Annotated in this window: 12 protein-coding genes; 3 read left to right on the plus strand and 9 right to left on the minus strand. The window is 39.1% G+C overall.

Annotated features, from left to right (window positions below; translation table 11 throughout):
• Positions 1-9 precede the first annotated feature (9 nt).
• Together BLS24_RS03335 and BLS24_RS03340 are read right to left on the minus strand one after the other, a co-directional pair.
• Positions 10-1,620: an Mbeg1-like protein gene (locus BLS24_RS03335; RefSeq protein ID WP_091756125.1), complete on the minus strand. Its 1,611-nt coding sequence runs from the start codon at positions 1,618-1,620 to the stop codon at positions 10-12.
• Positions 1,621-1,626: 6 nt separating this feature from the next.
• Positions 1,627-2,547, minus strand: coding sequence for a leucine-rich repeat protein (locus tag BLS24_RS03340; protein ID WP_091756127.1), 921 nt, complete (start codon positions 2,545-2,547; stop codon positions 1,627-1,629).
• Positions 2,548-2,626: 79 nt separating this feature from the next.
• Here BLS24_RS03340 and BLS24_RS03345 point away from each other — a divergent pair, with 79 nt between their 5' ends.
• Entirely contained in the window at positions 2,627-3,814 is a 1,188-nt protein-coding gene (locus BLS24_RS03345; protein WP_091756130.1) for a DUF362 domain-containing protein, read from the plus strand.
• Between the two features lie 38 nt (positions 3,815-3,852).
• On the opposite strand, the gene BLS24_RS03350 is transcribed toward BLS24_RS03345, so the two are convergent.
• The 7 genes from BLS24_RS03350 to BLS24_RS03380 form a co-directional block, all read right to left on the minus strand.
• Complete coding sequence (locus BLS24_RS03350) at positions 3,853-4,755, minus strand: diacylglycerol/lipid kinase family protein (protein WP_176764316.1); 903 nt, start codon at positions 4,753-4,755, stop codon at positions 3,853-3,855.
• Positions 4,756-4,792: 37 nt separating this feature from the next.
• The gene (locus tag BLS24_RS03355) at positions 4,793-5,281 is read right to left on the minus strand and encodes a dihydrofolate reductase (protein WP_091756135.1); all 489 of its coding nucleotides are present in this window, start codon (positions 5,279-5,281) and stop codon (positions 4,793-4,795) included.
• Between the two features lie 10 nt (positions 5,282-5,291).
• Positions 5,292-6,143 (minus strand): thymidylate synthase, encoded by an 852-nt coding sequence (thyA, locus tag BLS24_RS03360; RefSeq protein WP_091756138.1) that lies wholly within the window; start codon positions 6,141-6,143, stop codon positions 5,292-5,294.
• Positions 6,144-6,156: 13 nt separating this feature from the next.
• Positions 6,157-7,761 (minus strand): MBL fold metallo-hydrolase RNA specificity domain-containing protein, encoded by a 1,605-nt coding sequence (locus tag BLS24_RS03365; RefSeq protein ID WP_091756140.1) that lies wholly within the window; start codon positions 7,759-7,761, stop codon positions 6,157-6,159.
• A gap of 113 nt (positions 7,762-7,874) precedes the next feature.
• A complete protein-coding gene (locus tag BLS24_RS03370) occupies positions 7,875-8,252 on the minus strand; it encodes an SH3 domain-containing protein (RefSeq protein WP_091756142.1) in 378 nt (125 codons plus the stop codon).
• A gap of 18 nt (positions 8,253-8,270) precedes the next feature.
• Entirely contained in the window at positions 8,271-10,331 is a 2,061-nt protein-coding gene (locus BLS24_RS03375; RefSeq protein ID WP_091756144.1) for a M56 family metallopeptidase, read from the minus strand.
• Positions 10,332-10,345: 14 nt separating this feature from the next.
• On the minus strand, positions 10,346-10,702 hold the full coding sequence (locus tag BLS24_RS03380; protein ID WP_091756146.1) for a BlaI/MecI/CopY family transcriptional regulator: 357 nt from the start codon (positions 10,700-10,702) through the stop codon (positions 10,346-10,348).
• 168 nt (positions 10,703-10,870) lie between these two features.
• Here BLS24_RS03380 and BLS24_RS03385 point away from each other — a divergent pair, with 168 nt between their 5' ends.
• Together BLS24_RS03385 and BLS24_RS03390 are read left to right on the plus strand one after the other, a co-directional pair.
• Positions 10,871-12,016 (plus strand): DUF3048 domain-containing protein, encoded by a 1,146-nt coding sequence (locus BLS24_RS03385; protein WP_091756148.1) that lies wholly within the window; start codon positions 10,871-10,873, stop codon positions 12,014-12,016.
• Between the two features lie 15 nt (positions 12,017-12,031).
• The gene (locus BLS24_RS03390; RefSeq protein ID WP_091756150.1) at positions 12,032-12,787 is read left to right on the plus strand and encodes a TraX family protein; all 756 of its coding nucleotides are present in this window, start codon (positions 12,032-12,034) and stop codon (positions 12,785-12,787) included.
• The last annotated feature ends 191 nt before the right edge of the window (positions 12,788-12,978 follow it).

The following is a 12,978-nucleotide window of genomic DNA, read 5'->3' on the forward strand; positions in this document are numbered from 1 at the left end:
TTGGCATATTTATTTCTTTCTGATCCTAAGTAGGTGTATCAGTTCAAAGATTGCATCAAGTAGTACGAATATTCCACAGCTTAGTGTGTACCAATCAAGCCCAACCTCAGGTCCTATCATGAGGTAGCCTCCATACAAAGTCAAAAGGATTCCCTGAAATGAGTATCTTACAACTCTTAGCTTGTCATCCCAGCTAGCCTTGATGTTGATAAAGCACTGATAAGCGCTCACAAGGAATATGACTCCAAATAAGATGCTGGCAAAAAGAAATAGCGCATCATCCTTAACTATCAGCACCACATAAGCAACGATCAGAACTATGCTGACGTTTACTCTGAGCCTTTCTTTACTAAAATCCCATTTAGCCTTTATCAAATGATAAATTGTCAGATAGGACTGATAAGCAACCAGCACAAATATAGTTACCGCAAAGGCTGTCTTAATAAGGGAATCTGGAATCAAAAAGCATAGTGCCGCAAAGCCCACACAGAACAGGATCCTGTATATTTTTTGCTTATCCTTCTTTTCCTCCATAACCTTTCCAATAGAGGAATTCTTGATATCTGAAACCACGTTGTCCTTAACGCTCTTTAGAGGATTTAGACCCTCCGCATTGTCACCAAGTACAGTAAAAATAAGATTCTCAAAGGCCTTAGGGCCTTCCTTGGTAAACTCCTCTACAGTGACAGCGCCATTTTCACCCATGGTATCAAAGATAGAATTGACAAATGCCTGCCTGTCCTTTAGATCATCCATCTTTTCAATGAATTTATCAAAAAGAGTATTTATCTGCTCACTGGCTGAATCATGCTCAGTAGTCGTCACCAGTCCATCACCACTAACCTGCCAGGTTAAGAGACTATGCTGCATCATCTGCGTGCCACTACTCTTAACTATGTAGTTCTCTGTTATCTTAGGTTCAAAAATCCCACCTACAATGCAGAATTCAGGGGTAATCCTCACGCATTTATGATCAATCTTACTGACAAGCTCTGTATCAAGAACTTCATTGCAAAAACCAGGTCCATCATTTAGATAAACCTTTGCAACCTTATCAAGTTCTTCTTTTTCAAGATGTGCTACCGCAAAAAGAGCCAGATTCGCGCCTTTAGAGTGACCGGCCACATGACACTTTTCATTCCTAGCCAAAGTTCTTTTCAGATAACTGTAGGCCTTTTCCTGGGCAGGAACTTTGGTATAACTGATCATAAAGTCTTCCTTCCAGCCTACGATGGTGTCGTCAGTTCCCCTAAAGACTACAACAGCCTCTTTGTCAGAAACGTGGTAGGTCAATGCCGCAAACTGCATATTTTCTATGACGCTGGTCTCGTCCACATAGTTTGAGATAAGGACAGAACCAAATCTCTTGGACTTTGCGCACTGCTCTAAAAGTCTTCTGTCATTCCTTCCGGAAGTTATGAGCCTGAACTTCACATTTTCTCCAAGTTCATCCCATATCTCTTTGATAGTTCGCTCTCTTTTGGCTCTAAGTCCTGTAAAAGCCGGCGTCATATCTGCATAACCAAGGTGACAAAGGACCATAACGTCAATTTCATTCATAGGTCTTTCGTCAAAAGAGATATCACCACGCCAATTAACATAATCAATAATATTTGCCATTTTCCTTCACCATTTAAATTCCAATGAGCTGCTATTATCTTTTTTCCTATCCATAAGAGCTGCGCTTACAAGAGTTAGTCCTTTGCTTGTGGCAATCTTAAGTGCATGCTCCATAGCTTCGTCTGACACTAGGTCTTTGCCATACTGATTAAGCGCCCTTATGACATCTGTTGTGTCGATCTCTTCAGAAGCCCTCTGCACAAGCCTTTCTAAGATATCCTTCATATTGGCTCTAGCATAGTCTTCATACATGATTCTAAAAGAGTCATCAAGTTCATGAGGATAGATGAGCCTTCCCACAGCTATGTCCTCAGAAATCTCATTTCCGTCTATCAGAGCTTTTTCAAAGAGCTTGTCATACTCTCTATAATTTATTTTACGCCTATCTACGCATTCTCTGTAGGCATAACCTGAGCCGCTGATAGAAAACTGTATTGTCCTTGCCATGGTATTATCTGCAAAATCATAGACGTATTCAGGAAAAGTTAGCTGTGACGTCTCCTCCTGCCTATGAATAGTAAATCTCAAGGTCTTGTCGTTGTCCGCAAGGAAATTCCTGATAACTTCGTACCAGTCTCTTTTGATAGTAATATCTATGTCAGTCAAGCTGTCACACTGCCTACAAACGCCGTCATAATAGTCATCAATGCTGTCATATAGTGATATCTTGTAGAGATTTCTGCAATTGTGAAAAGAAAAACCGTAAAGAGTCTTCACTGTCTCCGGAATCTGAACTATCCTAATATCATCTCTTCCAGAAAAGGCGTGATTTCCAATTGCTTCAACGCTTTTTCCATCTATTTCTGCAGGGATCACCAGGTCTCTTACTTCGCCTTCAAAGCCTGTGATCTGTATAAAATAATGATTATCTTTTTTGTGCTGTACTACTTCGTATGTAAATGGCATATCATACCCTATTTTCTTCATGTTTATAGTATACAGTTAATTGTACATCTTATTGAAAATATGTTAAACTACCACCGAAATCATAGTCTAGGAGATTCCTATGTTTGATCCAGTTTCAGTAGAAAAATGCAGTTCCTACGAACAGCTCGAAATAAATAAAGCCCTTGATAACGTCATTGACGCAATTGGCGGTCTTGACTTTGTCAAAGAAGGCATGACTATCGGCATCAAGGCTAACCTTGTAGCAGCCATGAATCCAGATAAAGCTGTCACTACTCACCCAGCACTTTTAAAAAGACTCTGTGAGCGCATTGTGGAACTTGGCGCTAGCGTAATTGTCGGCGATAGTCCAGGAGGTCTTTTCACTCCTGCATTTGTAAGAAACGTGTACAAGACCTGCGGCCTCTACGAATTAGAAGAAGCCTTCCCAGGCAAGGTAAGACTTAACACAAATTTTGAGATAAAAGATGCCGAATTCCCAGAGGCTGTCAGCATCAAGACCTTTATCTATACAGCATGGCTTGATGATGTAGACTTTATCATCAATTTCTCCAAGCTCAAGACCCACGCCATGATGGGTATGAGCTGCGCAGTCAAGAACATGTTCGGCACAATCCCAGGCACCACCAAGCCTGAGTACCACATGCGTTTTCCTGAGGAGAACGCCTTTGCTAATCTTATGGTGGACCTTAATGAATACTTCAAGCCAGCTTTGTACGTAGTTGACGCCATCGACGGCATGGAGGGCAATGGACCAACTGCAGGTGAAAAGAGACACATCGGCCTTGTGCTTGCATCCAAAAAGCCCTATGCCCTTGATATGGTCTGTGCTGACATAATAGGCCTTGGTATCAATGATGTTCAGACTATGAAGGCAGCCTATGAAAGAGGCCTTGGACCTAAGTCTGTAGATGAAGTAGAAGTTGTAGGTAGCGCTTTACTTCCAGATGTTAAGATCTCAGACTATAAAAAAGCTACCATCCATCAGAGTATTACCTTTGAAGGAGGTAGCGCATTTAACGCTATAAAAGCTAGTGTTGTAAAATTCCTGTTCTCAACAAAGCCTTTAGTTAAGCCTTCTGAATGTATTGGCTGCAAGAAGTGCTATGAAACTTGCCCAGCTCACGCCATTACCATGGTTACCAAGAAGGTTAAGGGGAAAGAAGCTCTTTTACCTGAAATCGACAGAAGTAAATGTATCAAATGCTTCTGCTGCCAGGAGTTCTGCCCTAAGGGAGCCATGAAGGTTCATGAGAATCCTATAGGAAAGATGATAAATAGGAAGTGATCATCAAAACTGGTTGAGCAGCATTCAATTTAAAATCTTTACTTAATCATTATTGATACTGCTTTATTTACTACTTCTATTGTAGTTTTCTTATAAGCTCCACCAAACTCACCATCTAGTGTCCACTCAATCTTTTCATCTGAAACAAGTTTAACATTTTTTACCTGCTTATAAGTAAGATATGGATTGTCTGGCTCTTTGGTTGCTAGAGCAGCAATGATAGCATTGAACTCTGCCAGATTCTTTGGAGCTCTTATGAGCAGTAGTTCCATCTGTCCGTCATCCTGCTTGATATCTGTATCTGCAAAGAGTGTCATACCTGCAACTGACGCTGAATTACTAACTGCGCCAAAGATATAATCTCCTTCTTCCATGAGGCCATCTGCCTCAATCTTCATGTGGCAGCTATAACCCAAACTCTGTGGTATCTCAGTCATGGCGCTCAGTACATAAGCAGCGTAGCCAAGAACATTTTTAAGTTCCTGATCTGTTGCATAGCTTACCTTTGAGAAAGCTCCAAACGCCGCCACATAGTTAAAGTAGTGGTCGTTCATTTTACCTACATCGTAGGTGTATGGCCTTCCATTTACTGCAATTTCAAGAGCCTTACTTCGGACACTTGGAATTCCCAAGCCCTTTGCAAAATCATTGGTACTTCCTGATGGAATATAACCTAGAACAGGCTTCTTTTTCATATCCATAACTGCGTTCAGTACATGATTTAATGTACCATCTCCGCCGCTACATACCAGCCTTTCAATTTTTCCATCATACTCATTTATAATAGTTTCTGATGTAAGGTCAGTTCCCGGAATAATGGGATAGATTATGGGCTCGAAACCGCCTTCAGCAAGCCTAGTCACGATAGCTAATGTATCATTTCCTGCTTTCCCCATACCTGACGTATTGTTCACCAGAACAAGCGCTTTCTTTCTTGCCATTTTCATACTCTTTCCATATTAACAAGCTTAATATTTTTTATTTTCTTTTATAAGTTCTGTATGTGTAAGTAATATCAAAATATACCTGCTCTTCGCTCTCATCAACAAGTTCCCACTCAGGGTTCTCATCAAGATTTGGGAAGTACGCATCTGCTTCATATTCCTTGTCGATCATTGTAACGATCGCTGTATCGCACAGATCAAGGAAATCTGCGTATACTCTCTCTCCTCCGATGATGAATACATCATTGGTATCAAAATCATCTACAAGCTGAAGAAGCTCTTCTCTACTGTGAGCAACAGCTGCGTCTTTTACCTTGTAGTCTTCTCTTGTAGAAAGAATGATATTATCTCTTCCTGGGAGCACAACCTGTCTTGGGAAGGTCTCAAGAGTCTTTCTTCCGTATACGATTGTCTTACCCATTGTAATATTTCTAAAGTTCTTTTGGTCAGCAGGAATGCTCACAAGGAGCTGTCCTTTGTTACCAATTGCCCAATTGCTGTCTACTGCTACGATTGCCTGCATAAAATCCTCCTTAGATGGCTATTGGAATATCTTTAAGCTGTTCTCCAGCGACTTCATAGCCCTCAAGTGAAACGTCATCACGAGTGAACTTGTAGAAGTCCTTAACATCTGGATTTAAGTGGAACTTAGGTGCTGGAAGAGGCTTTCTCTCAATAAGTTCCTTAATAAGTGGCACATGTCTGTCATAGATGTGAGCATCAGCAATTACATGCACAAGCTCACCAACATTCATATCGCATGCCTGTGCAAGCATATGCACAAGAACTGCGTACTGTACTACGTTCCAGTTGTTTGCTGCCAGAACGTCCTGTGATCTCTGGTTTAATACTGCGTTAAGTGTAAGTCTGTCCTCGCCTTTTTTCTGTGTAACATTGTAAGTTACGCTGTATGCGCAAGGATAAAGATTCATCTCATGCAGATCATTAAATACATAAGTATTTGTCATGATACGTCTGCTAAATGGGTTGTTCTTAAGGTCATAGATGACTCTGTCCATCTGGTCAAACTCGCCCTCTTTATAGATACTCTTTTGACCGATCTGATAACCATAAGCCTTACCAATTGAGCCTGTCTCGTCAGCCCACTCATCCCAGATGTGGCTGTGAAGGTCATGGATGTTATTACTCTTTTGCTGATATATCCAAAGGACCTCGTCTGTTGCGCTCTTAAGGGCAGTCTTTCTAAGAGTCATGATTGGGAACTCTTTTGACAGATCATATCTGTTGACTACGCCAAATTTCTTGATGGTGTAAGCTGGTGTTCCGTCAGGCCAGTGTGGTCTTACTTTCTCCCCTTCTGTTGATGTTCCATTTTCTAAGATATCTTTACACATGTCGATAAAGATCTCGTCTGCTCTACTCATGTTTGCTCCTCCCTTATTTGCTCCACTTGTCACAAAGTGAATTGATCTGATCGGCGAATTTCGCCTTGTCTTTATTGGTCATGCCCTCGCTCCTTGCGATGATGCCCATGAGTCTTGCACCTGCCGCCTTAAGTCTTGCATAAACGTCAGATACAAGAGTTGATTCTTTCTTCTTAACAGGAATCGGCTTACCTTCAACCAGGATATTTCCTGATATAAGGTCAACTTCTGTTCCGCTATATGGCGCGTAGGTATCGTATCCGTGTTCGTTTCTAAGACACTCGGCAAAAGAAGTACATACACTATCTTCGCCATGAACGATGAATACCTTCTTTGGTCTCTTGGCAGTAAATCCTTCTATCCACTCTATAAGACCGTTTTTATCAGCATGTCCTGAAAGTCCGTCAAGCTTGCAGATGTCTGCCTTGACGTCGATCGTCTCTCCAAAGAGTTTGACCTGGTCAGCTCCATCTATGATGGCTCGTCCTGTGGTTCCGATTGACTGATATCCCACAAAAAGAATGGTGCTGTCTTCTCTCCAGAGATTGTGCTTAAGGTGATGTCTGATTCTACCTGCTTCGCACATACCTGATGCTGAGATTATGACCTTTGGCTCTGGATCTTCGTTAATAGCTCGTGACTCTTCTGTAGTAATTGCCAGGTTAAGTCCTGGGAAAGTTATTGGATTTATGTGGTTCTTAACAAGCTCCATGGCTTCTTCGTCGTAGCAGTCTGATTGATTTGCTCTGAATATTTCAGTTGCTTCAACAGCAAGGGGACTATCTACGAACACAGGGAAGTTTGGCAGTGACTTTACAAGGCCATCTTTTTTGATCTTTCTTATAAAGTACAACATCTCCTGAGTTCTTCCTACTGCAAAAGAAGGAATGACTACGTTTCCGCCTCTTTTAAAAGTTCTCTCTAAGATCTCCGCAAGCTCTTTTATGTAATCAGGTCTTGTCTCGCTATGAAGCCTGTCTCCATAGGTTGACTCCATGACTACATAGTCAGCATCTGGAGTCTTCTGAGGATCTCTAATTAGTGGCTGATGCTTGTTTCCTATATCTCCGGAAAAAACGATCTTCTTTGTGACATTCTTTTCAGTGAGCCAAACTTCTATGCTGGCTGATCCTAAGAGATGTCCTATATCAGTAAAGCGTATCTTGACGCCTTCGCAGATTTCTATCTCTTTGTTGTACACACATGGAATGAAGCTCTTTATGGTCTTCTCAGCATCTTCCATGGTATAGGAAGGCTCCATAAGATCTAAATCCTTAGTTCTTTTGGCCTTTCTGTTACGCCACTCAGCTTCCTGCATCTGAATATGCGCGCAGTCTCTAAGCATGATATCGCAGAGATCTACTGTAGCTTCTGTTGCATATATCTTGCCTCTAAAACCCTTAGCATATAGAAGTGGAAGATTTCCCGAGTGATCCACATGAGCATGTGTCAGGAAAACATAATCTATTTCTGGCGCTGACACTGGAAGAGGAACGTTTTCAAAATAGTCTTTGCCCTGCTCCATTCCGTAGTCAACTAAAATGTTCTTGCCGCATGCCTCAATAAAATGGCAACTGCCTGTAACTTCATGATCTGCCCCAATAAATTTCAGTCTCATATTTTTGTCACCTCATGCTTCTAAGTATACCATATCTTGTATTCCAATCAAAAAGGGCCTTATCTAAAGGCCCTTTAGTGCGTATAATTCGAAATTTTTAGTCTGCAATTATTTTATCTACCGCCGGGATATTTTAAATAATCCATGCAAACATATCCCTCAACAGGAACATCAATCCATATCCATCCATCTACATGCGCTTTGTCTTTTGTTTTGTAGGGAGTATCCACAATCGTTCCATTTGGCAAAGTTGCAATAATATTGCCAGTAATAGGCCAATCTCTCACGTTAAGGTTTCCACCACTTGTTGTAACAATCAAACTGTACTTGCTTTCTTCAACATAATCAGGCCCCATCTCTTCTAAATCAGACAAATCCAATTCCACAGTTTCCATTTCAGAATCGTCTTCCTCTGCAAAAACCACCGAGTGCGGAACCAATAATGCAAAAACCACACTACTACACAACAATGCTGCTATCACTTTCTTCATACCTTCTTCTCCTTTGCATTATATTTTTTCAATGTTACCATTCATAACATTGATTCTTTTCATGTTGTGATCATTGTAATCATAAAAATATAGCCACTTATCAACAATACTCATATTTGCGTCTACTCCTAAGATTAATTCATCGCTAGAATATTCATACAGTTCCTTGCTTTCTCCTTCCCATGAACAATAAATTAATGCATATTTATTATTTTCTTTAAATACCATCCCATAAAATCCATCTTGGTCGTACGTATTATATCCACCATAAATTCCTTGGTGTTCTTCTAAATCATAAACAAGTTTCATAGCATTAGATTCAAAATCTATGAAATAGATATCATTATCTTCTTTACCTTTTCTTGCAAGAGCTCCATAAGGAGTCAGCATAACATCTCTAACATTTTCATATATTTCAACGCTATTATCATATTTAGTTATCTTTAAATTCCCCACTAAATAGTCGTCTCTTTCAATCAACTCAGCGTTATTTAACCCAGCAGAATATATTGCAGCAAATGGATAAACATTGTTGCTAATATTGGCTTGCTTTGATTCATATTCAACATTTGTATCCGAATGAATTATATATGTTAAGCAACAACTAGCGCCTTCAATATATAATTTTTCACCATCAACATACATCCCTAAATAATTTGAAACGCCCTCCGAATTTGACAAGTCAATATCATCGTCCAGTATACTAATGCTATAATCTCCTGCATCCAAATATACCAAATTATAACTACAACTATTATCATTTAATACTATTTCACACAAATACAAACCATTCTGAGCAACAGCTCCCAATGAATAATATTTATCTGTTATTTTTTTAAATATGTTACTATTATTATCGTACTCATATATTCCATCGTTTTTTTCAACAAATACTCTCCCATCATAAACTTTTGTTGAAACATTATAATAATGGTTTACATCAAATATACTTTGCGATTCATCTAGCGTTAAGCTGTTTCCTACGTCATACACTCCTTCATTTGAAATTGTTCTAACCACATCAAATAATCCCGAATTGTCTTTTCCAAAAGTTGAGTTAGTAAAATGGGTAAAAAACAGTGCAAAAATAAATGTACATGTACACAAAAACAAGATTATCATCCATACTTGCACTTTTTTGTAATTAAATGCTTGTTTTATCCTTTTTTTAACAGCAATTTCCCCAAATGCTATAGGATAATAAATAGCTGTTTTCCGCCTGGTGCTACAAAAAAGCAATGATAACGCGTATGATTTTTTACCCTCAAGTGACATTCTACTCACTACCTTCTCATCGCATGCATATTCTATGTCTCTGCAAAAGAGAATATACGACACCCATACAAGTGGATTAAACCAATGTATTGCCAATATAATATATCCTAACTGTTTTCTGATATGATCAGCACGTTTAATATGTGCCATCTCATGCGCTATTACATTTTTTAATACTTCTTCATCAATTCCTGATGGTATATAAATTTTCGGATTTAGCACCCCAAAAACAAAGGGTGTATCAATATTATCGCAAAGAAACACATTTCTATATTTTTTTTGCTCAATCGATTCTCTAACCCTTCTTATGATTTGTACGTTACTAAACACATCATATGCAAAAAAAGTCAATATACCTAATAACCAAATGATAGTAAAACACTCAAAAGCCTTTTCGATAATCAGTTTTTTATCATCTATCCTGCTTGCATCAGATATATCTACATTATTGTTCTGTTGTCCAGAATCAACATTGGAACTATTATCAGGCTCATAAGATTCCCAATTATATTCCTCAGCAATCATACGATTAGATTGAAAATCTTGCTCCATTGAAGAAAATATCATATTTCCCCGTTGAATTTCACTCATTACAGTGTCAGATATAGGAGTAAAGTTTTGAAGCAATACTATAGGTACTTCAAAAGACACAGGAATAAGTAGCTTGATAGCCACAAAGAGCCACAATACACTCATGAATTTTTTTGACATTCTGTTAAAAAGATTTCTAATTACTATCACAAATAGAATCAAGAAAACAGACGATATACTCATCTCAATGACACTAGTAAATAACCTCCCCATATTTTCCCCCCATTCTATTTTTCAACATCATCAATCATTTTCTTTATCGCCTTTATATCTTCCTTAGAAAGTTTCTGCTTCGAAGTAAAAGCTGCAAAAAAAGCTGGAAGTGAACCCCCAAATGTATTCTCCACAAACTCTTCTGTTTTTTTTGAGTAAAATTCATCTTTGCTAATCAACGAAGAAACAATCCCCTCATTATTTTGGAATAGACCTTTTTCACACAATTTTTTTAACACTGTATAAGTAGTAGATTTCTTCCACCCAAAATTCTGTGAACATAGTCTTACTAACTCTCCAGAACCGATAGGTTCATTTTCCCATATTAATTCTGCAAATTTCATCTGTACTTCGCCTAATTCTATTTTCATTTCTTTCCTTTCTGGTCTATTTGTGTTAGACCTATTTTAAGTCTATAATGAATAGACTGTTTTGTCAACATCTATCATTATCATTTTTTATCCATATAGCAATTAGCTTTTTCTATAGATATTTGGTACAATAGTTACTGATTTGATTTTATAAGGGAGATTATTTATATGTTCAATAAAACACACGGAAAAAAAGCCCTTGCTGCAATACTTAGCATGACTATGATTCTTTCAGTAGCAGCTTGTGGTAAGACAGACGGTAATACAAATGATGACGCTCAGTCAGAAGTTTCTTATGAAAAGATCGAAGCTAATGACGCAGCTACAGAGAGCACTACAGAAGAAGCAGCTGCTGATGAAGCTTATGTTCTTCCTGATGACATGTACTTCAGTGAACTTACTGGTGAGCCTATCAGCAAAGATATCCAGGATCAACGTCCTATCGCTGCAATGGTAGATAATGAGCTTACAGCTCTTCCACACTATGGTACAGCTCAGGCTGACGTAGTTTACGAACTTATGAACAGCACCAAGAACGACCGTATCACAAGACTTATGTGCGTCGTTAAGGATTGGAACAATGTAGAGCAGCTCGGAAGTATTCGTAGTACACGTCCTACAAACATCCTTCTTGCTTCAGAATGGAACGCAATTCTTTGCCACGATGGTGGCCCATACCACAACGATGCTTACTTCGCAAAAGATTGGGCTAAGGACCATCTTTCAGGAGTATTCTCAAGAGTAAACAATGGTAAGAAGAGAGAGTTTACAGAGTACATCTTAAGCGGCGATATGAATTCTCAGATTGAGAAGTATAATATCTCAGCTACTTATAATGAGTTTGCTAATGAAGGTTCACACTTCAACTTCGTACCTTACGGAACAGAGATCAACCTCGATGAGAAGTATGACAGATCATACACAGCCAACAAGGTTTCTCTTCCTTTCAAGCACAATGGTTCAACTCTTACATACAACGCTGAGACAGGCATGTATGAGTACTCAGAGTATGGCGAGCCTCACGAAGATGAAGATTCAGGTGAAGTTCTTGCATTCAAGAACGTAATCCTTCAGAAATGTTCTTTCACACAGCTTGATGAAAACGGTTACCTCATCTACAACTGTATCGGTTCAGGTGAGAATGCTTGGTACCTTACAAATGGTGTAGCCAAGGATATCACATGGGTTAAGTCAAGCGAGACTGCTGTAACAAAGTTCTATGATGAGAACGGTGAAGAGCTTCAGATCAACACTGGTAAGACTTACATTGCTCTTATCCCTGATGACACTTGGGATAAAGTAATCTTCGAATAATACGAGGACAAACAAATGCCTATAGATCTTAAACCTTATCGCAAAATTAATGGCAATGTTTTAAAGATCATCGCTTGTATCACGATGCTCATCGATCACATAGGCGCAGCTATCATTATTCCAGTTAATCAGGCAGGTCTTATTCCTGACCATGAAACATTTGAAAAGATCAAAACTATATACAAAGCATGCAGATGGATTGGAAGGTCTGCCTTCCCCATCTTTTGCTTCCTTCTTGTAGAAGGTTTCATTCATACAAAAAGCAGACTAAGATATGCTCTTAGTCTGCTTTGTTTTGCTCTTCTATCTGAACTTCCTTATGACTACGCATTTGACACAGGCTCAGATCAGTGTAACGTAATGTGGACTTTATTCATTGCATTTATTACGCTGTGGGGAATTGAATTTATCAAGAAATGGATGGAAGATAAGAAGTTTCCAACTATCTTGTTCTACATACTTTCTGGAGTTTTGATGACACCTGCAATTCTATTAGCAGAATATATTCATTGTGACTACCGCGGCTATGGAATAGCTCTTGTGATCATCTTCTATTTCCTACGTCCATTTGACCTTGTTAACCTCATTGCAGGATTTCTCTTTATTTCACTTATGCCAAATGAATCTCATGCTTTCCCAGCATTTATCCTAATGGCATTCTATAGTGGATTGCAGGGCAAGAAGCTTGGCAATCTCAAGTATATCTTCTACGCCTATTATCCCGTTCATTTAACGGTGCTGTATCTGATAAGGTATGCGCTGTGTAATTAGCTTGTATAGGGACCAGCGACAACGTAAAGTGTTTTCAGACAGGTCCTTGCTCGGCGGGAACTACTGTATTAGAAATAAAAGGCTTGTAAACTCTGCGACATACGCACCGCTTCGCAGCTACGGAGTTGACAAGCCTTTTCTTTCTAATACTAAGTAGTTAAGCCGAGCAAGGAGAGGTGAGCGTCACGCCG

It is taken from the genome of Butyrivibrio sp. INlla18 (genome assembly GCF_900103635.1).
Classification (GTDB): Bacteria; Bacillota; Clostridia; order Lachnospirales; family Lachnospiraceae; genus Butyrivibrio.